General features: G+C 70.4%; 23 protein-coding genes. 15 read left to right on the top strand and 8 right to left on the bottom strand.

Translation table 11 applies throughout. The features are described 5' to 3' along the window. Window positions 1–41 precede the first annotated feature (41 nt). The gene (locus tag FHU35_RS04370; RefSeq protein WP_246110061.1) at window positions 42–974 is read left to right on the top strand and encodes a heme o synthase; all 933 of its coding nucleotides are present in this window, start codon (window positions 42–44) and stop codon (window positions 972–974) included. An 86-nt stretch (window positions 975–1060) separates the two neighbouring features. Here FHU35_RS04370 and FHU35_RS04365 read toward each other — a convergent pair whose 3' ends face one another. Further along, window positions 1061–2029 carry a quinone oxidoreductase family protein gene (locus FHU35_RS04365; RefSeq protein WP_145737068.1) on the bottom strand — a complete coding sequence of 323 codons (969 nt, stop codon included), beginning with the start codon at window positions 2027–2029 and terminating at the stop codon, window positions 1061–1063. 206 nt (window positions 2030–2235) lie between these two features. Here FHU35_RS04365 and FHU35_RS04360 point away from each other — a divergent pair, with 206 nt between their 5' ends. Then, entirely contained in the window at window positions 2236–2553 is a 318-nt protein-coding gene (locus FHU35_RS04360; protein ID WP_145737067.1) for a hypothetical protein, read from the top strand. 99 nt (window positions 2554–2652) lie between these two features. Beyond that, a complete protein-coding gene (locus tag FHU35_RS04355) occupies window positions 2653–3156 on the top strand; it encodes a GbsR/MarR family transcriptional regulator (RefSeq protein WP_246110060.1) in 504 nt (167 codons plus the stop codon). Window positions 3157–3391: 235 nt separating this feature from the next. Here FHU35_RS04355 and FHU35_RS04350 read toward each other — a convergent pair whose 3' ends face one another. From FHU35_RS04350 to mptB, 5 genes are all read right to left on the bottom strand, one after another. Further along, window positions 3392–4342, bottom strand: coding sequence for a COX15/CtaA family protein (locus FHU35_RS04350; RefSeq protein WP_186459249.1), 951 nt, complete (start codon window positions 4340–4342; stop codon window positions 3392–3394). 62 nt (window positions 4343–4404) lie between these two features. Next, complete coding sequence (locus FHU35_RS04345; protein WP_145737066.1) at window positions 4405–5250, bottom strand: SCO6745 family protein; 846 nt, start codon at window positions 5248–5250, stop codon at window positions 4405–4407. A gap of 56 nt (window positions 5251–5306) precedes the next feature. Further along, a complete protein-coding gene (locus FHU35_RS04340; protein WP_425474096.1) occupies window positions 5307–6098 on the bottom strand; it encodes an ABC transporter permease in 792 nt (263 codons plus the stop codon). Then, complete coding sequence (locus tag FHU35_RS04335) at window positions 6095–7027, bottom strand: ABC transporter ATP-binding protein (protein WP_145737065.1); 933 nt, start codon at window positions 7025–7027, stop codon at window positions 6095–6097. Before FHU35_RS04335 ends, FHU35_RS04340 begins: the two co-directional genes overlap by 4 nt. 11 nt (window positions 7028–7038) lie before the next feature. Next, complete coding sequence (gene mptB / locus FHU35_RS04330) at window positions 7039–8616, bottom strand: polyprenol phosphomannose-dependent alpha 1,6 mannosyltransferase MptB (protein ID WP_246110059.1); 1578 nt, start codon at window positions 8614–8616, stop codon at window positions 7039–7041. 85 nt (window positions 8617–8701) lie between these two features. Between mptB and FHU35_RS04325 the strand changes: the two genes are divergently transcribed. The 7 genes from FHU35_RS04325 to FHU35_RS04295 all read left to right on the top strand — a co-directional run bounded on the left by FHU35_RS04325 (window position 8702) and on the right by FHU35_RS04295 (window position 15352). After that, window positions 8702–9520 carry a helix-turn-helix transcriptional regulator gene (locus FHU35_RS04325; protein WP_145737064.1) on the top strand — a complete coding sequence of 273 codons (819 nt, stop codon included), beginning with the start codon at window positions 8702–8704 and terminating at the stop codon, window positions 9518–9520. After that, a complete protein-coding gene (gene sufB, locus FHU35_RS04320) occupies window positions 9517–10974 on the top strand; it encodes a Fe-S cluster assembly protein SufB (RefSeq protein WP_145737063.1) in 1458 nt (485 codons plus the stop codon). Before FHU35_RS04325 ends, sufB begins: the two co-directional genes overlap by 4 nt. Before the next feature lie 2 nt (window positions 10975–10976). Continuing rightward, entirely contained in the window at window positions 10977–12158 is a 1182-nt protein-coding gene (gene sufD / locus FHU35_RS04315) for a Fe-S cluster assembly protein SufD (protein ID WP_145737062.1), read from the top strand. A gap of 57 nt (window positions 12159–12215) precedes the next feature. Continuing rightward, window positions 12216–12989 carry a Fe-S cluster assembly ATPase SufC gene (sufC, locus tag FHU35_RS04310; RefSeq protein ID WP_145737061.1) on the top strand — a complete coding sequence of 258 codons (774 nt, stop codon included), beginning with the start codon at window positions 12216–12218 and terminating at the stop codon, window positions 12987–12989. After that, window positions 12986–14302, top strand: coding sequence for a cysteine desulfurase (locus tag FHU35_RS04305; RefSeq protein WP_145737060.1), 1317 nt, complete (start codon window positions 12986–12988; stop codon window positions 14300–14302). Before sufC ends, FHU35_RS04305 begins: the two co-directional genes overlap by 4 nt. 54 nt (window positions 14303–14356) lie before the next feature. After that, a complete protein-coding gene (gene sufU, locus FHU35_RS04300) occupies window positions 14357–14803 on the top strand; it encodes a Fe-S cluster assembly sulfur transfer protein SufU (RefSeq protein ID WP_145737059.1) in 447 nt (148 codons plus the stop codon). A gap of 144 nt (window positions 14804–14947) precedes the next feature. Next, a complete protein-coding gene (locus FHU35_RS04295; RefSeq protein ID WP_145737058.1) occupies window positions 14948–15352 on the top strand; it encodes a metal-sulfur cluster assembly factor in 405 nt (134 codons plus the stop codon). Window positions 15353–15442: 90 nt separating this feature from the next. On the opposite strand, the gene FHU35_RS04290 is transcribed toward FHU35_RS04295, so the two are convergent. Together FHU35_RS04290 and FHU35_RS04285 are read right to left on the bottom strand one after the other, a co-directional pair. Continuing rightward, entirely contained in the window at window positions 15443–17269 is a 1827-nt protein-coding gene (locus FHU35_RS04290; RefSeq protein WP_145737057.1) for a GGDEF domain-containing protein, read from the bottom strand. A 333-nt stretch (window positions 17270–17602) separates the two neighbouring features. Continuing rightward, window positions 17603–18799: a lycopene cyclase family protein gene (locus tag FHU35_RS04285; protein WP_145737053.1), complete on the bottom strand. Its 1197-nt coding sequence runs from the start codon at window positions 18797–18799 to the stop codon at window positions 17603–17605. Window positions 18800–18859: 60 nt separating this feature from the next. On the opposite strand from FHU35_RS04285, the gene FHU35_RS04280 reads away from it, so the two are divergent. The 5 genes from FHU35_RS04280 (at window position 18860) to FHU35_RS04260 (ending at window position 24206) form a co-directional block, all read left to right on the top strand. Continuing rightward, entirely contained in the window at window positions 18860–20371 is a 1512-nt protein-coding gene (locus FHU35_RS04280) for a deoxyguanosinetriphosphate triphosphohydrolase family protein (RefSeq protein WP_145737047.1), read from the top strand. 87 nt (window positions 20372–20458) lie between these two features. Beyond that, entirely contained in the window at window positions 20459–21133 is a 675-nt protein-coding gene (locus tag FHU35_RS04275; RefSeq protein WP_145737045.1) for an acVLRF1 family peptidyl-tRNA hydrolase, read from the top strand. 184 nt (window positions 21134–21317) lie between these two features. Next, the gene (locus tag FHU35_RS04270) at window positions 21318–22946 is read left to right on the top strand and encodes an ABC-F family ATP-binding cassette domain-containing protein (RefSeq protein WP_145737042.1); all 1629 of its coding nucleotides are present in this window, start codon (window positions 21318–21320) and stop codon (window positions 22944–22946) included. A 188-nt stretch (window positions 22947–23134) separates the two neighbouring features. Further along, window positions 23135–23344, top strand: coding sequence for a helix-turn-helix domain-containing protein (locus FHU35_RS04265; protein WP_093260265.1), 210 nt, complete (start codon window positions 23135–23137; stop codon window positions 23342–23344). A 49-nt stretch (window positions 23345–23393) separates the two neighbouring features. Further along, on the top strand, window positions 23394–24206 hold the full coding sequence (locus FHU35_RS04260) for an enoyl-CoA hydratase/isomerase family protein (protein WP_145737038.1): 813 nt from the start codon (window positions 23394–23396) through the stop codon (window positions 24204–24206). The last annotated feature ends 108 nt before the right edge of the window (window positions 24207–24314 follow it).

The raw sequence follows: 24314 nt of genomic DNA, 5'->3' as shown, positions 1-24314 counted from the left end.
GCAAGTGCGGGGAGTGCCATGTCAGCGGTGAGCGCAGCGTCGTGACCACCGCCGCGCACCTCTCCCGTCAGCCCGCCCGCAAGGTCGCTGACCTGCTCAAAGCCTATTTGGGCCTGGTCAAGCCGCGGGTCATCGAGCTGCTGCTGGTCACCACGATCCCCGCCATGCTGCTGGCCGTGCGCGGCATCCCCTCGCCCTTCCTGGTGCTGGCCACGCTCGTCGGCGGAACCATGGCCGCCGGCAGCGCCAACGCGCTCAACTGCGTCGTCGACGCCGACATCGACCAGGTGATGAAGCGCACGCGGGCCCGGCCCCTGGTGCGCCACACGGTCTCCAATCGGCACGCGCTGATCTTCGGCATCGCGCTGGGCGCCGGATCATTCCTGGTCCTGTGGGCCGCCACGAACCTGCTGGCGGGCGTGCTGGCCGTGGTCACGATCTTGTTCTACGTCTTCATCTACACGATGGTCCTCAAGCGCAGGACCGTGCAGAACATCGTCTGGGGCGGCGCGGCGGGCTGCATGCCCGTGGTGATCGGGTGGGCCGGGGTGACCGGCCGCATCGACTGGCCCGCGCTGGTGATGTTCGGCGTGGTGTTCTTCTGGACGCCGCCGCACACCTGGTCGTTGGCGATGAAGTACAAGGACGACTACGAGCGCGCCGGTGTCCCGATGCTGCCGGTGGTGGCGCAGCCGACGGCGGTGTCCCGGCAGATCGTGCTGTTCACCTGGCTGATGGTGGCGTGGACGCTGCTGCTGGTCCCGGCCACCGGCTGGCTCTACGCGGCCTTCGCCGCGGTCTCCGGTGCCTGGTTCATCGTGCTCGCCCACCGGCTGCACGCGGCGACCAAGCGCGGCGTCCCGACCAAGCCGATGCGCCTGTTCCACATGTCCAACACGTACCTGATGATCGTGTTCGTGGCGCTCGCGGTGGACTCGGCCCTGAGCCTCCCGGTCCTCGGTTGGCCCTGGTAGGCCGCTGACCGTTCCGCTCCTCGGGTCTGACCGTTCCGTTCGTGGGGTGGGGAAGTTTTCATGAAAACTTCCCCACCCCACGAACGTCAGGGGCGGATGAGGAGCTTGCCGGTGGTCCGGCGGCCTTCGAGGTCTTCATGAGCCTTGCGGGCGTCGGCCAGCGGGTAGGTGTCGCCGACCCGGATGGTGATCGTGCCCTCGGCGATCCAGTCGAAGACCTCACCGGCGCGCCAGTCGAGCTCGTCGCGGGTGAGGATGTGGTGCGCCAGCGACGGCCGGGTCAGGAACAGCGAGCCGCTGGAGTTCAGCCGCTGCGGGTCGACGGGCGGGACCGGGCCGCTGGAGGCCCCGAAGAGCGCCAGCGTGCCGCGCGGCCGCAGGCTCGCCAGGCTCGCCTCGAAGGTCGACTTCCCGACGCCGTCGTAGACCACGTCCACGCCGCGCCCGTCGGTGAGGTCGCTGACCTCGGCGGCCACGTCGGCGTCGGTGTAGCGGATGATCTCGTCCGCTCCGGCCTCGCGCGCCAGCCGCTCCTTCTCGTCGGTGGACACGGTGCCGATGACGTTCGCGCCCCGGGCCTTGATCAGCTGGGTCAGCAGCAGACCCATGCCGCCGGCCGCCGCGTGCACCAGCGCCGTCTCGCCGGTGGCGACCCGGTGCGTCGAGGTCACCAGGTAGTGCGCCGTCATGCCCTGCAGCATCGCGGCGGCGGCGGTGTCGGCGGAGACGCCCTCGGGAACCTTGACCGCGATGCTCGCCGGGACCAGCGCCTTCTCGGCGTAGCTGCCGGGCGCCATCGCCCACGCCACCCGCTCGCCGACGGAGAACCCGTCGACGTCCGGCCCCACGGCGACGATCTCGCCCGCGCCCTCGGAACCCGGGGTGAAGGGCAGCTGCATCGAGTAGACGCCGCTGCGCTGGTAGGTATCGATGAAGTTCACCCCGGCCGCGGCGACGTCGACGAGCAGCTGCCCCGGGCCCGGCTCGGGCACCTCGACCTCACCGAGTTCGAGGACCTCCGGACCACCGTTGGTCGCCACCCGGATCGCGCGCATGTGTCTTCTCCTTCGCAGGGCTCGCTTCTGTTCCGTCAGGAGCAACGCGGCGGCCACCGTGGATCATCCCGCCCGCGACCACCCGCTCCCATCTTCGGCGGCTCCTGCTCGTCGCGCGCGGTTCGCGCCCCGGGAAACGCCCGAGATCGAGTGTCGTGCGCAACGACCGGTTCTTCCCGGGCGCGGGAGCTGTTTAGGATCCCGGCATGACAGCCGAGAAGGACACCGAGCAGAGCACCGCGCCGACCCCCAAGGCCCTGGCCGTGGCCAAGGCGTTCGTCGCCGACCACGGCGGATCGGCCCGCGCGGTGGTGGAGAACATCGGCCGCGCCGGCGCCCGCGTGGTGCTGGTCGGTGAGGACGGCCGCCTCGGCGACGTCATGGTCACCAGCCCCGCGGTCGGCGAGGCGCTGGTCGAGGCCGTTGACGGCCTGACCTCCAGCGAGTGGGACGCCGACACCACCGCCGCGCTGAAGATCGGCGCCGCGCACCGTCGCAAGATGGCCGGTCCGCGAGCCCGCTGACCTGGCGCTTCCCGGACATGCCGCCGCTGCGGGCTGGTCGAGTCGTTCGTTGTGGTTTATGTTTTCAGCGGATACTGAACTCGATCTAGGGGAGGCGGCGTGTCCGAGGCCGACGACTACCTGCAGCGCACCGACCGACCGGCCATGTCCGAGTGGATCGAGCAGATGGCCGCGCACTTCGAAGCGACCGAGGGGATGCCGCTGATCGCCGGCCGCATCCTCGCGTTCCTGCTGATCTGCGACCCGCCGGAGCGCACCGCCAGCGAGCTCTCGCACGCGCTGGCCGCCAGCACCGGGTCGATCAGCACCAACGTCCGGCTCCTGATGCGCCTCGGGGTCATCTCCAAGACCACCCGCCAAGGCCGCGAAGCCGCCCTCTACCAGGTGGAGGAGGACCGCTGGCCCGCGCTGGTGCGCCAGCGCATGGAACGCGTCACCGACCTCGAAGCGCTCACGGCCACGGGACTGCGCATGTTCAGCGGGCAGGGCGAACGCGCCCGCCGGTTGCGGACGGTCAACGAGTTCTACAAGTGGCTCTCCGGTGAGATGCCGGAGCTCTGGCGGCGCTGGGAGCGAGAGGGCAAGCCCAAGCTCCGGTTCTGAGGCGTTGTTTCAGTGGTCGGTTTGCGTGGCGGTGCGGGTGGCGGAACCTGACACGCCGCCTGGACTCCGTGCGCCACTCCTGATGTATGCCGCTTACCCAGGGGGTGGACATCGGCGTCGCGGCGTACTCGCCAGACGACGTGTCAGAACCCGCGGCGGTGCCGGCTGCTCAGGTGGTGAAGAGGATGCGGCTCCGCCGCATGCATAACAGCCCCAGGGCTGCGGTTCGTCGCGGTCAGACCGCCACGGACTCCTGCTCCTCGGCGACCTCGGGGTGGGGGAGCGGACCCCGGTTGCGGGACTCCGTCCACAGGGCCGCCGTCGTGATGATCACGCCCGTGGCGGCGGCGACGTGCAGCACGACCATGGCCTCCGGGACGCCCAGGTAGTACTGGACCGAACCGATCGCGCCCTGCACCAGGACCATCGCGCAGGCGGTGATGTAGGCCTTGATCAGAGCCTTGGTGGGGCGGGCCGAGCGCAGCCAGGCGCCGAAGACCGCCAGCATGAGCACGTAGGCCATCACCAGCAGGCCGTGCAGCTGGACCGCGGTGGTGACCGCGAGGCCCAGGCGAGGTGTGTCCGGGTCGCCCGCGTGCGGACCGGCAGCGGTCACCAGCGTGCCCGCCACCAGAACGGCCGCGGTGACCACGACCAGGGCGGTCAGCAGGCGTCGCATCGGCTTGGGCACGATCCCCAGCGGTTCGCGATCGCCCTCGGTGGTGGCCTTGACCAGCAACGCGGCCAGCCAGATCAGGATCGCCGAGGCCATGAAGTGCACGGAGACGCTCCACCAGGCCAGGTCCACCAGCACGGTCATCCCGCCGAGGATCGCCTGCGCGACCACGCCGAGCGGCATGAGCAGCGCCAGCCGGACCAGGCGCGTGCGGCGGGGCGGGCAGCGCCACGCCGCCAGGAAGCAGGCAAGCGCGATGAAGCCGACGACCCCGGTCAGCAGCCGGTTGCCGAACTCGATCGCCTGGTGCAGGGCGGCGACCTCCGCGTGCGGCATCGGGACCATGCTGCCCGGGAAGCACTGCGGCCAGGTCGGGCATCCCAGGCCCGAGCCCGTCACGCGGACGGTCACACCGGTCACCGAGATCAGTGCCTGCGTCACCAGCACGGCGATCGCGAGGATCCGCACGGTGCGCGGTGACGGGCGGGAGATCCAAGTAGGTAGCGCCACAACTGAATGGTATTCCGCCGCTCGGATCTCCCCGCCCGCAGGTCACGCCAGTGCAGTCCCGGTCACTTGAACAGGCCGGACGGCAGCGCCCCCGCCCCGGCCAGGGCCTTGCTGAGCTTGCCGCCCTTCTCGACGAGAGTGGCGGTGCGCTCCTCGCCGAGCGCCTTCCACGGGGCCAGCGCCATCTCGTCGGTGCGGACCTCGATCTCCTCGCGGAACTGCTCGCCCTGCTCCGTGAGCACGGCCTCGGCGTCGACCAGGCCGCGCTCGCGCAGCTGCTCGGTGGCCTCGGCCCACTCCTGCTCGGACCACTCGCGCAGCGTGCGCGCGGCCTCGGGGGTGAAACCGCCGGGCACGCTGCTGTGCAGCACAAGCGACTGGATGCCGGAGATGCCGGCCTGCTGCAGCGCCGCGATGTGGCCGTCGCCGCGGAACTCGCGCAGCAGCGTGATCGCGTGCCACAGCTTTAGGTGCGGGGTTTCCGGCCAGGCGAGGTCGGCGTGCCCGGCGTAGAGGGGCTTGCCCTCCGGGCTGCAGTCGCCGGAGGCGATCCGCGCCAGCTCCGCGGCCTCGACGACGTCGTCGGAGGCCAGCACCTCGTCACCGAGCAGCCGGTGAAGCGCGGCGTCCACGGCGTCCAGCCGCGCGTCCAGCACCTCGGCGGGGGAGGCGATGTCCCAGGCGGCCGGGATCGACTTGGCGACCGACACCGGGTTGAAGTTGTAGAAGGTCGCGGCGACCACACCAGCGCCGACCGGGCCCATCGCAGCCGAGCGGCCCGCGTAGTAGCCCATCCGGCCGGGCTTGAGACCGAGGGCGGTGAACCGGTCCTCGGCCTCCGGTGCGAAGTAGATCATCGCGTGGATTAATTCGAGAGATGCCTTGGCATGGCGAGCGATCTTCGTCATGCCGCCACTGTAGGGACCCCCGTCGCCAGGTGGTGTTCCCGCGGTCGGTTACGCCGTCAGGTCAGCTTGGTGGTGCGCAGCGCGGTGGCCCCGCAGGCGACTCCCCAGGCGAGGAGAACGACGATCGGCTGCACGCCGGGCAGCGCGCCGTGGACCAGGACGGCGTCGAGGGCTTCGGCCAGCGCCCCCGAGGGCAGGAACCCGGCGATCGCGGCGAGCGGTCCGGGCAGGTCGTCGGCGGGCAGGGCCAGGCCTCCGGCCAGCAGCAGGACGAACCAGATCGCGTTGGCCAGGGCCAGCACGATCTCCGGGCGCAGCGAGCCGCCGACCAGCACTCCCGCGGCACCGAAGGCCAGCGTTCCCAGCACCAGCAGGCCGACGCCGGGCAGCAACCCGGACAGGTCCGGTGACCAGCCCAGCAGCAGTGCCGTCACGCCCAGCACCACGGCCTGCAACGCCACGACGAGGAGGGTCGCCAGCACCCGGCCGGAGATGAGCGTCCAGCGCGGCAGGGCGGTCGCCGAGAGCCGCTTGAGCACGCCGTAGCGGCGGTCGAAGCCCAGGGCGATGGCCTGGCCGGTGAACGCCGTGGACATCACCGCCAGCGCCAGGATGCGCGGCATCACCGAGTTCACCCGTGGCTCGGGCAGGTCGCCGATGTGGATGACGCTCATGCCGATGAGCAGCGCGATCGGGATGATCAGCGTGAGCAGGGCCTGCTCGCCGTGCCGGATGATCAGCAGCGTCTCGATGCGGGTCTGCGCGGCCAGCATCCGCAGCGGGCGGCCCCGGCCGGGGGCGGGCTTGAAGGTTCCTCCGGGGAACCGGTCGCCGAGCTCGGCGGTCACGATCGAAGCTCCCGTCCGGTCAGGTCCAGGAAGACGTCCTCCAGGCTGCGGCGGGTGACCCGCAGCTCGTGCGCCAGCACGCTGTGCTGGGCGCACCACGCGGTCACGGTGGACACCACCTGCGGGTTGATCTCGCCGCGCACGACGTAGTCGCCGGGCCGCAGCTCCTCGGCCTTGTACCCCTCGGGCAACGCCGCGAGCAGCAGATCCAGGTCCAGCCCGGTCTGCGAGCGGAACCGGAGCTCCTGCTTGCCGTCGGCCGGTGCGGTGAGCTCCTCGGCGGTGCCGTCGGCGACCGCGCGGCCGTGATCGACGATCACGACCCGATCGGCCAGAGCCTCGGCCTCGTCCATCAGGTGCGTGGTCAGCAGCACGCTCACGCCATCGCGGCGCAGCGCCGCGATCAGGTCCCACACCAGGCGGCGAGCCTGCGGGTCCAGACCCGCGGTCGGTTCGTCGAGGAACACCAGCTCCGGGCGGCCGACCAGGGCGCAGGCCAGCGACAAGCGCTGCTGCTGGCCCCCGGAGAGCCGCTTGTAGGAGGTCCGGCGCACCGACTCCAGGCCCAGCACCTCCAGCAGCCAGGCCGGGTCGAGCGGGGTGGCGGTGCACGCGGCGACGAGGTGCAGCATCTCCTCAGCGCGCACGCCCGGGTAAGCGCCGCCGCCCTGCGGCATCACGCCGATGCGCGGGCGCAGCTGCTCGCCCTCGGTGCGCGGGTCGAGGCCCAGGACGCGGACCTCTCCGCCGTCCGGGCGCTGGAAGCCCTCGCAGATCTCGACGGTCGTGGTCTTGCCCGCGCCGTTGGGGCCCAGCAGCGCGAGCACGCTGCCGCGCGGCAGGCACAGGTCGAGCCCGGCGACCGCGGTGGTGTCCCCGAAGCGCTTCTCCAGCCCGCGCAGACGGACGGCCGGACTCTCGTTGCTCACGGATTGACAGCCTATTGCGTGGTGGAGCCGGGACGGCCGAGGGTGGGCCAGAGAACGGGCATGCGCTTCCTCACCAGCAGCACGATGATCGTGAAAGCGACGAGCGCGGCGATCACGGCGAGCGGAACCTGGTAGGCGCGCAGCAGGAATCCGGCGCCGGTCGGCGGGACCACCAGGGACACGGCCGCGCAGATCACCGTCGCGGTGACCCGGAACCGGGAGCTGTTGGTCGACAGCGCCAGCGGCACCACCGACCACAGCAGGTACCAGGGCCACAACACCGGCACCGCCAGCGCCAGGGTGAGGAACGTCGCGCCCATGGCCACCAGCGGCTGGATGCGCCCGCGGAAGGACAGCCACAGCATCCACAGGCACACGGCCGCCACGATCAGGTAGCCGATGATCTTGGTGATGGCCAGCATCGCGTCGGTGTGGTTGCCGAGGCCCAGCAGCATGGACGCCCCGCCGCCGCTCATGCCGAACGCGGTCAGCGGCGCCATGATGGTCTTGACCCGGTTGGGCACGTCGAAGGTGTCGATCCAGCCCAGGCCCCAGCCGCTGCTCACGGTGATCACCGTCATGGTGGCCAGGAACACCGCGCCCAGCAGACCGCCGACGCGGAACAGGTCGCGCCATCGACCGCCCTGCAGCAGCACCAGGCAGATGCCGAAGAACCCGAGCGCGATCCAGCCCGGCGGTTTGATCGCCCCCGCGATCGTCAGCAGCGCGCCGGCGCCGGCGGTGCCCGCGATCGACTGGAACCGCAGGCCCAGCTCGATGGCCGTGAGCATGATGCCGACCATCAGCGCCTCGTTGTGCATGCCGCTGATCACGTGGAACAGCACGATCGGGTTGGCCACGCTCAACCACAGCGCGGCGGTCGGGTGCACCCCGCAGCGGCGGGCCAGGCGGGGGATCGCCCACACCGCCATCGCCAGACCGCACAGCATCACGACCCGCCAGATCAGCACGCCGAAGATCACGTTGTCGCCGATGATCCGCGAGATCTGCTCGCCGAACATCAGGAACAGCGGGCCGTAGGGGGAGGGCGTGTCGCGCCAGATGTTGGGCACGTTGCTGGTGAACGGGTGGTCCACGCCCAGGCCGATGAGCGGGCTGACCAGGTACGGGTTGAGCCCGCGCGCGGCCACCTCGCTCTGGGCGAGGTAGCTGTACATGTCGGTGCTGAACAGCGGTGGGCACAGCGCCAGCGGCAGGCCCCACATCCCGGCGGTGCGCGCGAGCTGCCCGACGCCGACGATCCGCTCGCGACCGGGCAGGCACAGCCGGCCCAGCCACAGCCAGGCCGCGACGATCATGAGCATCCCGAGCCAGCAGATCGCCATCGCGACCGTCGGCATCCGGGTGAGCAGGCCGAGCAGGCGGGCGCCGTAGAGCGGGTTGATCACCGGGTTCGCACCGGCGCCGAACGCACCGGCGGCCAGGATCAGAGAACCGGTGGTGCCGAAGCGGCGGATGTGGTCGAGCTGCCTCCGTTCGGCGTGGTCGATCGGCGACGTGCTCGTCCGTTCGGATGAGTCCGATCCGGGGAGCAATTCCGCCTGGTCCGTCATTTCGCCTGCAGCCACGAGGACGCAGCCTAATCGCGTGAGTCAGATCACGTGCCCGCCCCGCGCCCTGGTGTGTGCGATCGAAATAGGTAACATTCGTGTTGTGAAAAAGGTCGGGACGTCGACGCCGACCGCAGCCGCCACCGAGACGGGGCCTGCGGGCCACCCCGGCGCGGCTGCGCAAGGCGACGGCAGGACCCGTCACACGGTTGCGCGGTTGCTGCTGGAACGGGGGCCGATCACCGCTGCGGCGGTGGCCGAAGAACTCGGGGTCAGCCCCACCGCGGTGCGCCGGCACTTGGACGTGCTGGTCGCCGAAGGTGAGGCCTACACCCGGGAGTCCTCTCCGCGCGGTCGTCGAGGCCGTGGCCGGCCGGCGAAGCTCTACCTGCTCACCGAGTCAGGCAGGGCCAGGTTCGGGCACGCCTACGACGACCTGGCGGTGGCCGCGCTGCGGTTCATCGCCGAGAACGAAGGGGAACAGGCGGTGCGCGAGTTCGCCGAGCGGAGGATGGCAGCCCTCGTGGCCCATCACCGCGACGCGCTCGTCAACGCCCGGACCCCGGCCGAGCGCGCGGAGGTACTCGCCGACGCGCTCACCCGGGAGGGCTACGCTGCCTCGGCGCGCAGCGTCGGAAGCGGCGAGCAGCTCTGCCAACACCACTGCCCGGTGGCGCACGTAGCTGCGGACTTCCCGCAGCTGTGCGAAGCCGAGACGGCGGCGTTCGCCGAAGTGCTCGGCACCCACGTGCAGCGGCTGGCCACGATCGCGAACGGTGATGCGGCCTGCACCACGCACGTACCAACCGCGCGGTTGACGGATCCGGGCCAGAGCCCGGACGCCGAACAGACCTCTGCCGGTTCGGTCCCGAAGGACCGGCAGAAGACCGCCCCGATTCCTGCTGGAGGGGAGTCCGTATGACTGCCGCTGCGGAGCAGCGCAATCCCACCACCGACGGTTCTGGTCAGCTCACCCAGGAAGAAACCCTGGCGACGCTGGGCAACTACGAATACGGCTGGGCCGATGAGGACGTCGCGGGCGCTTCCGCCAAGCGAGGTCTGTCCGAGGACGTCGTCACCGACATCTCGGACAAGAAGAGCGAGCCCGAGTGGATGCTCGAGACGCGCATGAAGGCCCTGAAGCTGTTCGACCGCAAGCCCATGCCGAACTGGGGCGCGGACCTGTCGGGCATCGACTTCGACAACATCAAGTACTTCGTGCGGTCCACCGAGCAGCAGGCCCAGACTTGGGAAGACCTGCCCGAGGACATCAAGAACACCTACGACAAGCTGGGCATCCCGGAAGCGGAGAAGCAGCGGCTGGTCGCGGGTGTCGCCGCGCAGTACGAGTCCGAGGTCGTCTACCACCAGATCCGCGAGGACCTGGAGGAGCAGGGCGTCCTGTTCCTGGACACCGACACGGCGCTGCGCGAGCACCCGGAGATCTTCAAGGAGTACTTCGGCTCGGTCATCCCGGCCGGTGACAACAAGTTCTCCGCGCTCAACACGGCCGTGTGGTCGGGTGGCTCCTTCATCTACGTGCCGCCGGGCGTGCACGTCGACATCCCGCTGCAGGCCTACTTCCGGATCAACACCGAGAACATGGGCCAGTTCGAGCGGACGCTGATCATCGTCGACGAGGGTGCCTACGTGCACTACGTCGAGGGCTGCACCGCTCCGATCTACTCCAGCGACTCGCTGCACTCGGCTGTCGTGGAGATCGTCGTCAAGAAGGGCGGCCGCTGCCGCTACACGACGATCCAGAACTGGTCGAACAACGTCTACAACCTGGTGACCAAGCGCGCCAAGGCTGAAGAGGGCGCGACCATGGAGTGGGTCGACGGCAACCTCGGCTCCAAGGTCACCATGAAGTACCCCTCGGTGTTCCTGATGGGCGAGCACGCCAAGGGCGAGGTCCTGTCCGTCGCGTTCGCCGGCGAGGGCCAGCACCAGGACGCCGGCGCGAAGATGGAGCACCTGGCGCCGCACACCTCCTCGACGATCGTCTCCAAGTCGATCGCCCGTGGTGGTGGCCGCACCTCGTACCGGGGTCTGGTCAAGGTCGCCAAGCGCGCCCACCACTCCTCGTCGAACGTGAAGTGCGACGCGCTGCTGGTCGACACCATCAGCCGCTCGGACACCTACCCGTACGTCGACGTCCGCGTGGACGACGTGACCATGGGTCACGAGGCGACGGTCTCCAAGGTCAGCGATGACCAGCTGTTCTACCTGATGCAGCGCGGTCTGACCGAGGACGAGGCGATGGCCATGATCGTCCGGGGCTTCGTCGAGCCCATCGCGCGCGAGCTGCCGATGGAGTACGCGCTGGAACTCAACCGACTGATCGAGCTGCAGATGGAAGGGGCCGTCGGCTAAAGATGAGCACCACTGAGACCGACGCCGCTCAGCACGGCTTGACCGAGCACTCCCACGGGGGGCCTGTGATCCCGCAGGCCTCCCGGGGCGAGCGCTTCCGCTCCTACGACGTCGAGGCCTTCGAGGTCCCCGGCGGTCGTGAGGAGAACTGGCGGTTCACCCCGCTGAAGCGGCTCAAGGGCCTGCACGACGGATCCGCGACCGCCACCGGCAACCTCAAGATCGAGGTCACCGGTGAGGCCACGGCCGAGACCGTGGGCCGCGACGACGCGCGCATCGGCAACGGCGGAGTGCCCGCCGACCGCGTCGCCGCGCAGGCCTGGAGCTCGTTCACCGAGGCCACCGTCGTCACCGTGCCCAAGGAGACCAAGGCCTCCGGGCCGATCACCGTCACGGTCGACGGCCCCGGTGCGGACCAGGTCGCCTTCGGCCACCTGCAGATCCGCGCCGAGCAGTTCGCCGAAGCCGTGGTCGTCATCGACTACCGCGGCTCCGGCACCATCGGCGACAACGTCGAGTTCGTCGTCGCCGACGGCGCGCAGCTGCGGGTCGTGTCCATCCACGACTTCGCCGCCGATGCCACGCAGGTCAGCTCCGAGCACGCCACGCTCGGCCGCGACGCGGTGTTCCGCCACTTCGCCGTCACCCTCGGCGGCGACCTGGTGCGGGTCAACACCACCGTCAACTACGCCGACAAGGGCGGCGACGCCGAGCTGCTGGGCATCTACTTCGCGGACGCGGGCCAGCACCTGGAGCACCGCATGCTGGTCGACCACAGCGTGCCCAACTGCCGCAGCAACGTGCTCTACAAGGGCGCGCTGCAGGGCGACTCGGCGCACTCGGTGTGGATCGGCGACGTGCTCATCCAGGCCGCTGCTGAGGCCACCGACACCTACGAGCTCAACCGCAACCTGGTGCTGACCGAGGGTGCGCGGGCCGACTCGGTGCCGAACCTGGAGATCGAGACCGGCGAGATCGAGGGCGCCGGCCACGCCAGCGCCACCGGCCGGTTCGACGACGAGCAGCTGTTCTACCTGCAGGCCCGGGGCATCCCGCAGGATCAGGCCCGGCGCCTGGTCGTGCGCGGCTTCTTCGGCGAGCTGCTGCAGAAGATCAACGTTCCCGAGGTGCGCGAGCGCCTCGAAGCCGAGATCGAGGAAGAGCTCGCAGTCGTCGGCGCCTGAGCGCACCACGATCGATTCCAGACCTTCGGTACCACCACACCAGGAGAACGAGAAGAAATGGCCACCCTGGAGATCAAGGACCTGCACGGTTCGGTCCTCACCGAGGAAGGCGCGAAGCCGATCCTCAAGGGCGTCAACCTGACCATCGACTCCGGTCAGATCCACGCCATCATGGGCCCCAACGGCTCCGGCAAGTCGACCCTCGCCTACGCGCTGGCGGGTCACCCCAAGTACCAGATCGACTCGGGCACCGTGCTGCTCGACGGCGAGGACGTCCTCGAGATGTCGATCGACGAGCGCGCCCGCGCGGGCCTGTTCCTCGCGATGCAGTACCCGGTCGAGGTTCCGGGCGTGTCGATGTCGAACTTCCTGCGCACCGCCGCCACCGCCGTGCGCGGTGAGGCCCCGCAGATCCGGCACTGGGTCAAGGAGGTCAAGCAGTCGATGTCCGACCTGGACATCGACACGTCGTTCTCCGAGCGCAGCGTCAACGAGGGCTTCTCCGGCGGCGAGAAGAAGCGCCACGAGATCCTGCAGCTCGACCTGCTCAACCCGAAGTTCGCGATCCTCGACGAGACCGACTCCGGCCTCGACGTCGACGCGCTGCGCGTCGTCTCCGACGGCGTCAACCGCTTCAAGGGCAAGGGCGACAAGGGTGTTCTGCTGATCACCCACTACACCCGGATCCTCCAGCACATCACCCCGGACCGCGTGCACGTGTTCTCCGACGGCAAGGTCGTCGAGTCCGGTGGTGCCGAGCTCGCCGACGAGCTCGAGGCCAACGGCTACGTGCGGTTCACCGGCAAGAAGGAGGCGGCCGGCCAGTCATGACCCAGCAGCCTCTTCGCACCACTGGTGGGAGTACCGCAGCGGACGCGGCTGTGCCCCTGGACGTCCGGGAGATCCGCGCGGACTTCCCGATCCTCGGGCGCACCATCCGCGACGGCAAACGCATGGTCTACCTCGACTCCGGGGCGACCTCGCAGCGGCCGCGCCAGGTGCTCGACGCGGAGCGCTCCTTCCTGGAGACCTCCAACGCGGCCGTGCACCGCGGCGCGCACCAGCTGGCCGAGGAGGCCACGGACGCCTATGAAGGCGCGCGGGAACGCATCGCGCACTTCATCGGCGTCGGGGATGACGAGGTGGTGTTCACCAAGAACGCCACCGAGGGCGTGAACCTCGTCGCGTACGCCATGAGCAACGCCGCGACGGCCGGGGCGGAAGCCGAGCGCTTCCGCCTCGGCCCCGGGGACGAGGTCGTGGTGACCGAGATGGAGCACCACGCCAACCTCGTGCCGTGGCAGCAGCTGTGCGAGCGCACCGGTGCCACGCTGCGCTGGTTCGGCGTCACCGACGAGGGCCGGCTCGACACCTCCGACGTCTCGGGGGTGATCTCCGAGCGGACCAAGGTCGTGGCCTTCACCCACCAGTCCAACGTGCTGGGCACCGTCAACACCGGCGAGGAGATCATCCGCCGCGCCCACGAGGTCGGCGCGCTGGTCGTGCTCGACGCGTGCCAGTCGGTGCCGCACGCGCCCGTGGACTTCAAGGCCATGGGCGTGGACTTCGCGGTGTTCTCCGGGCACAAGATGCTCGGTCCCTCCGGGGTCGGCGTGCTCTACGGACGGCGCGAACTGCTCGACGGGATGCCGCCGTTCATCAGCGGTGGGTCGATGATCGAGCTGGTGCACATGGAGCGCTCCACGTTCGCCCCGCCGCCGCAGCGGTTCGAGGCGGGCGTGCCGATGACCTCGCAGGTCGTCGGGCTCGGTGCGGCCGTCGACTACCTCACCGGTGTCGGCATGGACCGGGTCGCCGCGCACGAGCACGCGCTCACCGAGGCGGCGCTGCGCGAGCTCGGAGCGATCGACGGGGTCCGGATCATCGGCCCCGAGGACACCGAGAACCGCGGTGGTGCGGTGTCCTTCGTGATCGACGGGGTGCACCCGCACGACGCCGGTCAGGTGCTCGACGACCAGGGCGTGGAGGTCCGGGTGGGCCACCACTGCGCGTGGCCGCTGCACCGGCGGATGGGAATTCCCGCGACCGTGCGCGCGTCGTTCTACCTGTACAACGAACTGGACGAGGTCAAGGCGCTGGTGGACGCGGTGCGCGAGGCGCAGCGCTTCTTCCGCGTCGTCTGATCCCGAAGACCTGGCGTGACCGCTAGCCGGTCCGATACCGCCGAGGATCGCGACATGCAGCTTGAGCAGATGTACCAGGAGATCATCCTGGACCACTACCGCAACCCGCACCGGCACGGGCTGCGGGAACCGTTCGACGCCGAGTCCTTCCAGGTCAACCCGACCTGCGGGGACGAGGTGACGCTGCGGGTGCGGTTGACCGGCGAGAACGAGAACGCCGTCGTCGAAGACGTCTCCTACGCGGGGCAGGGCTGTTCGATCAGCCAGGCGGCGGTGTCCGTTCTGACCGATCTGGTCGTCGGCAGGCCGTTGAAGGACGCGCTGGAGACCGAGGCAGCCTTCAGCGAGCTGATGCACGGCCGCGGCAAGGTCGAACCGGACGAGGACGTGCTGGAAGACGGCATCGCCTTCGCCGGTGTGGCCAAGTACCCGATGCGGGTCAAGTGCGCCCTGCTCGGGTGGATGGCCTTCAAGGACGCCGTCTCCCGATCCCAGGGATGAACGTGGTTCGCCGTCCTCACCACGAAGCCGCTCAGGACCCGCGACGGCGCCGGGTGCTGAGGCGAGGTGACGGGGGAGCGGCTTCGCCGCTTGCTCGACAGCACGGCTCCGGGCCAGAGTGAGCAGAGACTTTCAGGAGGCAACGTGAGCGACGAAACCCAAGTGCAGGACGACGTGGCGCGCAATGCCGACGCCCTGCCCGAGCAGGCCGCCCCGGCCGCGGAGGTCGCCAAGCTGGAGGACGTCGAAGAGGCGCTCCGCGACGTGGTCGACCCCGAGCTGGGCATCAACGTCGTCGACCTCGGGCTGGTCTACGACGTGCGCGTCGAGCAGGACAACTCCGCCACGGTGGACATGACGCTGACCTCGGCGGCCTGCCCGCTGACCGACGTCATCGAGGACCAGGCCCGCGCAGCCCTGTGCGGCGGCCCGGGTGGCGGGCTCGTCTCGGACTTCCGGATCAACTGGGTCTGGATGCCCCCGTGGGGTCCCGAGAAGATCACCGAGGAAGGGCGCGAGCAGCTCCGAGCCCTCGGTTTCACCGTCTGACCGTCTCCGAGGCGGTGTGCCCCTGCCCGCGGGCGGGGGAACCTCGGATGTGAGCAGCCCCCGGCACGCGTGCCGGGGGCTGCTTCGCGTTCAGCGCCCGTGGTGCATCTGCTCCGGGTCCTGGGTGGGGAATCCCAGGGGCGGTGATGGCGGCGGTCCCTGAGCAGGGGGCGCCGGTGGCGGGGTCCTGCTGAACGGGGTCTCCGCCGGGGGCGTCCCGGGAGTCTGGCCCCGGAGGACCTCGATCCGGTCCGTGCCCGGCCGGGACATGACCCAGCTGGAGCCGGTGAGCTGCTTGGCGTAGTGCTTGAGCGGGGCGAGCTTGCGGGAGGCCTGGTCGTAGTCGGAGACCGTCTGCGTCGTGCACACCAGCGTCGCCAGCGACACGGTGATCTCCACGTCGCCCGCGGCGCGCGCCGGGCCGAGCACCGAGTCGGCCAGCGTCACCAGGTCGTCCAGGTCTGCGACCAGCAGGAAGTCGTCGCCTCCCACGTGGCCGACCTGCACCGAGGTCAACGCCGCCGCCGCGTCGGTGAGAGTGCGGCCGATCGAGCGGATCACGTCGTCGCCCGCGGAGAAGCCGGAGGTGTCGTTGACCGACTTGAACTCGTCGATGTCCAGCCAGCTCACCGCGAAGATCTCCCCGGCGGCGATCCGGCGGGCCACGTCGCGGGCGATCGACTCGCTGCCCGGCAGGCGGGTCAGCGGGTTGAGCGCAGCGGCCTCCTCGACCTTCATCTCGGCCATGCCGCGGATCAGGTCGCCTGCCCGGACGGCGCCCAGGCACCGCCCCGCCTCGTCGACCACGATCGCGTCGTCGTACATCCGGTACTGGTCGGAGCGGGTGACCATGCTCAGAGCTTCCATCGCCGTGGTGGCGGTGGTGACCACGCGCGGCTCGTCCGCCAGGCGCGAGGCCGGGCGCTTGGCGTGCAGCGCGTGCCCGTACGGGCCGGTGACCGCCAGCAGGAAGCGGTTCCGGTCGATCGTGTACCGCGGCCGGTTCTGCTCGTCCACGAGCACGACACCGCTGATCTCGGTGTGGTCGGCCAGCACCTCGCGCACCTTGTCGGCGGTGACGTCGATGGACAGGGCCGTCGCGGGGGACAGGAACTCGGTGACGCGCGGCCCGCTGGCCAGGGTGTTGACCGAAGGGGCCTGCGGGTCGGTGACCTCGGCGGCCACGCCCGGGACCGTGCTCGTGGTCGGTGGCCTGCGGCCGGCCGGGGCGAGCAGGTTGCCCTGCACCAGGCGTACGCCGTTGCGGCGCAGCGCGTTGAGCTGGCGGTCGCTCTCCACCCCTTCGGCGACCAGCTGGCTCTCGGTGGCCTCGCACAGGTGGCGGACCGACTCGACGACGGCGACGCGGGCCGGGTCGTCCGGGAGCCCCTGCACCACACCTCGGTCGAGCTTGATCGTGGCCGGGCCGATGTCGCCGATCAGGGTCAGCGGGATGTCGCCCTTACCGACGCCGTCGAGGGCGATCTGGAAGCCGTCGGACCGCAGCTTCTCGACCCCCTCCAGCAGCTGGTCGGGGTCGATCCGCGCGAACGGCGGGCCGATCTCCAGGGTGATCTCCTGCTCGCGCCTGCCGACCTCGCGCAGCTTGTCGCGCAGCAGCTGGATCCGGTCGCGGTCGTGCACCACGGTGCCGCCGAAGAGGTTCAGGTGCAGCGGGAGCAGCGACTCGTGCTCCGCAGCCGCCTGCACCGCGTTCACCGCCAGGTTCACATCGAGCTCGGTGAGCCGCCGGACGCGCGCCGCCTCCTGGAAGAGGTCTTGGACGTGCGCACCCGCAGGCCGAGCCAACGCCTCGATCGCGACGATGGCACCGGTCTTGATGTTGATCAATGGCTGGAACGCGAAGCGCACTTCGTCCACCAGCGTGAGCACGGAGTCGATATTGCCTCGACTCATGTTTCTCCAGCGACCGTGTTCACGATCTGTTCACCGACATCTCAGCTCCTCCACTTCGGCGGAGCGCCGCCATTCCCGCCGACCAACTTAGCGTGCTTGACCAGCGCCTAGCATCAGCCGGACGAACGGTGTGTGGCACTGGGCACGTCATACCGAGTCTGCCTGCTCACCCTGCGTAGACAATGCCCAAAGCCTATCGGGTAAAGCCCTGCACGCTCCGTGAACGTTCCGTGAATAGGTCGGCTCGAAAATGGTTTTGTGATGTGTGCGTCTTGCGTCGGAAGAATAAGCGGACGCCATTTCGCCGGAAATTCACCCGAGATCTGACTCAGATCAACTTCCGCCGAGACCGTGCTTGGCCGGTGGACGTCCGAGCGACATCCCGCCCCAGACGATGCTACGGCGGACGCTCCACGGCACCCGGGCGAACAGCGCCGACATGGCGCGGGCCGTGCCCGCGGAGGTGCCCTCACCGGCGAGGAACTCGATCCGGTGGGGTTCGGGCATCGAGAAGAACGCCTCGAAGAAGTCCGGCACCGCCTCGGGCGGCAGGGAGAGCAGGGCGCGCAGCGACCGCTGCCGGAGGACGTGGGCGGCGATGGCGTCCGGAGGCCACAGCACCTGCCAACCCGCCCTGGCGGCGGTGGCAGGTCCGGTGGTCAGGCCCCCGCTGAGCGCCGCTGCCAGCCACGGCGCCCGGAGCAGCGCCCGCGCGACGCTGAACCCGCTGGCCGGGTGCACGAACCCGGCCGCCGCGCCGAACGGCACGACCCTGCCGGGGCGGGGCAGCGGATCATCGACCGGGAACCGCACCCGCTCCTCGCCGAGCTGCGCCTGCGGGTCGATCCCGGCGTCGGACAAGCGTCCGGCGAGCCTGCGCCGCAGCAGGGCGAGGGGCAGCGCCGGACGGCGGGCCAGCGACGTCTCCTCCAGCAGCACCCGGTCCGGTCCCAGCCGGACCGCGTAGAGGAACGTCGGCCAGCCGCCGCGGGTGCGCGGCGCCGACCGCCAGTCCATGAACACGCCCTCACCGGGACCGCAGAAGGCACCGGCGGTGGCGGAATCGACGACCCAGCCGATCGCGGTCTGCTGCGCGGGAGGATGAGGTGGGCGGCCGCCGGACAGCACCCTGGCAGGTCCGGTGGCGTCGACGACCACGCCGGCCGCCAACCTCCTGCCGTCCTTGAGGATCACCGTGGAACCGGTCGGCCCGTGCTCGGCGGCCACCGCGCGGCCGGTCACCTCGGTGACGTCGGCCCGCCACAGGTGCTTCCACAACGCGGTGTTGTCCAGCACCGCGTAGGGCCGTTGCCACACGTGCGCGCTCGTGCCGTGCAGGCGAACGCGGTCCATCACCGTCGACAGCGCGGCGACGTCCGGTGGCAGCTCGTCGACCCAGGACCCGAACGTGCTCGCCCAGCCGCTGCGCGGCGCCGGATCGACCAGCTCCACCGCCAGACCGGCATCGCTGCAGGCCGAAGCAGCGGCCCGACCTGCGGGTCCGCCCCCGACCACCACGACATCCGCCACCCGATCATCAGATCACGACCGCCGTGGGGCGCGCGTGGTGGTCGCCGATACCTTGACCGCATGGAGGAAGTGCACGCACGCGCCGCCCGCCGCAGTGACCGGACCGGGCACACCATGCCCGGTGACCTGGCCGCGAGCCCGTTCCGGGCCGACCGCGACCGGATCTCCGCCTCGGCCTTCTTCGCCCGGCTCGGCGGCGTCACCCAGGTCGTGAGCCCCTCCGGCTCCGGCCTGCTGCTGCACAACCGGCTCACGCACAGCCTCAAGGTTGCCCAGGTGGCCCGCGCGATCGCCGAACGCCTGCTCGCCGACCCGGTCACCAGCGCCAAGCTCGACGAGCTCGGCGGCTGCGACCTGGACGTCGTCGAAGCCGCCGGGCTCGGCCACGACCTCGGGCACCCACCGTTCGGGCACCTGGGGGAGAGCGTGCTGGACCGGCTGGCGCGCGAGCGCTTCGCGCTGCCCGACGGCTTCGAGGGCAACGCCCAGACCTACCGCGTGGTCACCCGCATCGACGTGCGCGGCGTCGAGGGCAAGGGCCTCGACCTGACCGCAGCGGTGCGTGCGGCGCTGCTGAAGTACCCGTGGACCAGGCAGTCGCCCGTTCCCGGGCAGGCCGCCGAACTGCCGCGCGGCGCGTCGGAGCCCGCCGGTGCGCCGGGTACCGGGGCGGCGAAGTTCTCCGCCTACAGCACCGAGCTCGACGACCTGCTCGACGCGCGGATCCCGTTCGAGAAGGCGGTGCCGGAGTGGCAGCAGACGGTCGAGGCGTCGATCATGGACACCGCCGACGACATCGCCTACGCGATCCACGACCTGGAGGACTTCCACCGCGTCGGCATCCTCCAGTTCACGTCGGTCCACCACGAGCTGCAGGAGTGGCTCGGCCACAGCGTGGAGTTCGCCGCCGAGGAGCACGTCGCCGCGGGCGACTCGCGGCCCGGCGCCTCCCTGGAGCTGCTCCGCCGCCGCATCCACGCCAAGGACGCCTGGATCGCTGACGACGAGGCGTTCACCGACGCGGTGAAGAAGGTGCGCACCGAGCTCGCGATCGACCTGCTCGAAGTGCCCTTCGACCGATCGCAGCAGGCGGAGCAGGCCGTGGCGCGGTTCTCCGGGGACTGGACGCGGCGGCTGGTCGAGGGCATTCGCGTCGACCGGGCCGTCCAGCCCCGCTCCGGTCACGTGGCGTTGGCCCCCGCGCAGTGGCACGAGGTGCAGGTGCTCAAGTTCGTGCACCGGCACTTCGTGCTGCAGCGCCCGGACCTCGCCCTGCACCAGCGCGGCCAGGACCGGTTGATCAGCAACCTCGTGGAGGCCCTCGACGAGTGGCTGGTCGATGATCTCGAGGTCGCACCGCACCGGTTGCGCGACCTGTTCGACCTGGCTCGCGAGGAGTTCGACGAACTGCCCCGGGACGTGCTGCCCGCCGACGCCGATCTGACGACTCTGGCGCGGGGCCGCGCGGTGATCGACTTCATCGCCTCGCTCACCGACGACCAGGCCGCCGCGCTGCTGGAGGCCCTGTCGGGGCGCACCACGCAGCTGTGGAACGACACCTTCGTCCTGTAGGGGAGTTCGCGGCCGTTCTGCGGGTGACCGACCCCGGGTGCGGCCGCTCGCGACCAGGTCAGGATCGAGTTCGGAGCGGAGCGGGATGTGAGCAAGGTTCGTCAGCTGGCCGGCGGTGGCCGAGCCGTCGAGGTGGCACCGGAGCGGGTGGCGGGCTGGTTCGAGCGCTTCGCCGCCTCCCACGGTGGTGCTGCCGGCACGACCCTGGAACCGCGAAAGGTGCTGGTCACCGCCGAGGACGGCGCCACCGCGACCGTGGCGGTCCCCTTCGAACCGCTCCCGCCGCCGCACGGGCAGCAACCCGGTTTGGCCGTGTCGTCGCTGGTCGAGCACGTAGCGCGGTCCCGCCGGATCGGACTGGTGCTGGTGCGGCTCGGGGCGCACAGCATCGGCGTCGCGGTGGACGGCGTCGTGCAGTCCTCGACCACCGATCGACACCTGGTGCACGGCCGGAACAAGGCGGGCGGCTGGTCGCAGCAGCGCTTCGCCCGGCGCCGCGAAGGGCAGTCCGCGCGGTCGCTGGCGTCTGCGGCCGACGCCGTCGCCAGAGCGCTGCTGCCGGTCGCCGGCGAACTGGACGCCGTCGTGCTCGGCGGCGACCGGCAGGCCTTGCAAGCGCTGCACGAGGACACCCGGCTGACCAGCTTGTTCGACCGCGCGGAGGCGCGCGTGCTCGACGTGCCGGAGCCGCGCCGGGTCGTGCTCGACGAGGCCGCCAAGCGTGCCGTCGCGGTGGAGATCGAGGTGCGCGACCCGCGGTGAGGTTCACCGCAGGGAAAAACGGCTGGATGCCGACCGGTAGACTGGGCGACGTGGTCAGCAAGCGATTCTTGGTGCGTTCCCGCGCCACGCCGCGCGTCGATTAGCTCCGCGCCCGCACGCCCACCCGCTTCTCGCCGGTGGGCGCCCTCATGCCACGCAGACCACCTATTACCCGGAGTTCTCCTTGATTTCAGCCACTGGCCTGGAACTGCGCGCCGGTTCCCGCATCCTGCTCTCCGACGCCACGCTGCGCGTCCAGCCCGGCGACCGGGTCGGCCTGGTCGGCCGCAACGGCGCGGGCAAGACCACGACGCTGAAGGTGCTGGCCGGGGAGGGCCAGCCGCACGCCGGTGATGTCACCCGGCGCGGCGAGCTCGGTTACCTGCCGCAGGATCCGCGCGAAGGCGACCTGTCGGTGACCGCCCAGGACCGGGTTCTCTCGGCACGAGGCCTCGACAAGATGCTGCGCGACATGGAGAAGGCGCAGACCGCGATGGCCGAGCTCGTCGACGAGAAGGAGCGGGACAAGGCCATCAACCGCTACGGCAAGCTGGAGGAGCGCTTCGGCGCCCGAGGCGGGTACGCGGCCGAGAGCGAGGCCGGGCGCATCTGCAGCAACCTGGGTCTGCCGGGCCGGGTGCTCACCCAGCCGCTGAGCACGCTCTCCGGTGGTCAGCGCCGTCGCGTCGAACTGGCGCGCATCCTGTTCGCCGCTTCCGAAGCCGGTCCCGGGGGTCGCTCGGCGACCACGCTGCTGCTCGACGAGCCCACCAACCACCTCGACGCCGACTCGATCAGCTGGCTGCGCGACTTCCTGAAGAACCACGACGGTGGTCTGGTCGTCATCAGCCACGACATCGACCTGCTCTCGGCCGTGGTCAACAAGGTCTGGTTCCTCGACGCGGTCCGGGGCGAGGCCGACGTCTACAACATGGACTGGACGCGCTACCAGGACGCGCGCGCCGCCGACGAGAAGCGACGCCGCCGCGAGCGCGCCAACGCGGAGAAGAAGGCCTCCGCGCTGATGACGCAGGCCGACAAGATGCGCGCGAAGGCCACCAAGGCGGTCGCAGCGCAGAACATGGCCAAGCGCGCTGAGAAGTTGCTGGCCTCGGCCGAGCAGGAGCAGGCCAAGGACAAGGTCGCCAAGATCCGCTTCCCGGAGCCCGCGGCGTGCGGCAAGACCCCGCTGACCGCCGACGGCCTGTCCAAGTCCTACGGCTCGCTGGAGATCTTCAGCGGTGTCGACCTGGCCGTGGACCGCGGGTCCAAGGTCGTGGTGCTCGGCCTCAACGGCGCGGGCAAGACCACCTTGCTCCGGCTCCTGGGCGGGCAGGAGGACGCCGATTCCGGTGGGGTCGTCCCAGGTCACGGCCTGCGGGTCGGCTACTTCGCGCAGGAGCACGAAACCCTCGACCACGACGCCACGGTCTGGGAGAACGTGCGCGCCGCCGCGCCCGACTCCCCCGAGCAGCAGCTGCGCAACCTGCTGGGCACGTTCCTGTTCCAGGGCGAGCAGCTGAAGCAACCGGCCGGAACCCTCTCCGGCGGTGAGAAGACCCGGCTCGCACTGGCCGGACTGGTCTCCAGCCAGGCCAACGTGCTGCTGCTCGACGAACCGACGAACAACCTCGACCCCGCCAGCCGCGAGCAGGTGCTGGACGCGCTGCGCAACTTCGCCGGCGCCGTCGTGCTGGTCACGCACGACCCCGGTGCCGTGGAAGCACTCGAGCCCGAAAGGGTCATCCTGTTGCCGGATGGCACAGAGGACCACTGGTCGGCGGAATACCTGGATCTGGTCCAGTTGGCGTAGCGCTCCGTATACGCCGCCGCCGGGCTACTACGGATGGATTAGTGCATTCCGGTGATCGCCGCGTGCACATCTCGACCGATGGCCGATCTTTTTTCCATGATCGCCTGGCGTTCGGGCCTTTCCTGTTCGATCATTGCGCTGACAGGGGTCGCGAGGCCCGACCTGCTCAGAGGGAAGGCGGGGACACCGTGGCTGAGCTGAAGAAGGGCGCGCGCATTACGGGAAGCGCGCGCGACAAGCTGGCCAGTGATCTGAGAAAGAAGTACGAGAAGGGGGCGAGCATCCGCGCACTGGCGGAGTCGACCGGGCGGTCCTACGGCTTCGTGCACCGGGTCCTGAGCGAATCAGGCGTGCAGCTGCGTGGTCGTGGCGGCGCGACGCGGTCCAAGAAGAAGTGATACCGACGGCCGGCCGCTCCCGGCCGCGCCGTCAAGCCTGGAGGTCCGCTTGGCGGAGTCGGTAGTGGACGCCGGCCTGTTGGATCGTGGCGGTGTGGGGCTCACGATCCACGGGCGGCGTGCCACCATCTCGTTGGACCGCCCGGACAAGCTCAACGCGCAAACTCCGCACACCTGGCAGGCGTTGCGGGAGATCGGCCGATCGCTGAGCGCGGAGATCCGGGTCGTCGTGCTGCGCGGATCCGGCCGGGCGTTCTCGGCCGGACTGGACCGGAGGATGTTCAGCCCTGACGGGGTGGACGGTGCTCCGGGTCTGGCGGCGTTGGCCGAGCGCCCCACCGAGCAGTCCGACGCCGAGATCGCCGGTTACCAGCAGGCGTTCAGCTGGCTGCGCGAACCGGAGCGGGTCACGATCGCCGCCGTGCAAGGTCATGCGATCGGGGCGGGGTTCCAGCTGGCGCTCGCCTGCGACCTGCGGGTGCTGGCCACCGACGCGCGGTTGCGGATGGCCGAGACCGGGCTCGGGCTGGTGCCGGACCTCGGTGGAACGCTGCCGCTGGTGCGCGCGGTCGGCTATTCGCGTGCCGTGGAGATCTGCGTGACCGGACGTGAGGTCGACGCGGACGAGGCGTGGCGGATCGGTCTGGCCAACCAGGTCGTCGCACCGGACGCGCTCGACGCGGCGGTCGACGCCCTGGTCGAGTCGGTGTCGGGGCCACCGGAGGGCGCGGTGCGCGAGACGTTGTCGCTGCTCGCCCTCGCCGACGAGGCGGTCGACCCGGAGCAGCAGCTCGCGGCCGAGCGCGCAGCGCAACTCCGCCGCATCACCGAGCTGGCCGAGCAGCTCGGCGCTGCCAGATGATGATCATCGGCTCGTAATAGCGTCCCGCGCTGCGCAACACCCCGTGCGCCCTCGCACCACTTCTGTGGTGGCGGGGATACGATCTTGCTCGACGTGAGCGAGATCTAG

The sequence above is a fragment of the Saccharopolyspora dendranthemae genome, assembly GCF_007829955.1.
GTDB classification, from domain to species: domain Bacteria; phylum Actinomycetota; class Actinomycetes; order Mycobacteriales; family Pseudonocardiaceae; genus Saccharopolyspora; species Saccharopolyspora dendranthemae.
The sequence above is the reverse complement of the archived record's forward strand: the minus strand, read 5'-3'. Positions and strand labels throughout refer to the sequence as shown.

Coding starts and splice junctions, on each gene's coding strand:
- FHU35_RS04290 (WP_145737057.1), bottom strand. CDS start 17,269: ATGAGTCGAGGCAATATCGACTCCGTGCTCACGCTGGTGGACGAAGTG.
- sufB (WP_145737063.1), top strand. CDS start 9,517: ATGACTGCCGCTGCGGAGCAGCGCAATCCCACCACCGACGGTTCTGGT.
- FHU35_RS04360 (WP_145737067.1), top strand. CDS start 2,236: ATGACAGCCGAGAAGGACACCGAGCAGAGCACCGCGCCGACCCCCAAG.
- FHU35_RS04345 (WP_145737066.1), bottom strand. CDS start 5,250: ATGACGAAGATCGCTCGCCATGCCAAGGCATCTCTCGAATTAATCCAC.
- FHU35_RS04280 (WP_145737047.1), top strand. CDS start 18,860: ATGGAGGAAGTGCACGCACGCGCCGCCCGCCGCAGTGACCGGACCGGG.
- sufC (WP_145737061.1), top strand. CDS start 12,216: ATGGCCACCCTGGAGATCAAGGACCTGCACGGTTCGGTCCTCACCGAG.
- sufU (WP_145737059.1), top strand. CDS start 14,357: ATGCAGCTTGAGCAGATGTACCAGGAGATCATCCTGGACCACTACCGC.
- FHU35_RS04365 (WP_145737068.1), bottom strand. CDS start 2,029: ATGCGCGCGATCCGGGTGGCGACCAACGGTGGTCCGGAGGTCCTCGAA.
- sufD (WP_145737062.1), top strand. CDS start 10,977: ATGAGCACCACTGAGACCGACGCCGCTCAGCACGGCTTGACCGAGCAC.
- FHU35_RS04305 (WP_145737060.1), top strand. CDS start 12,986: ATGACCCAGCAGCCTCTTCGCACCACTGGTGGGAGTACCGCAGCGGAC.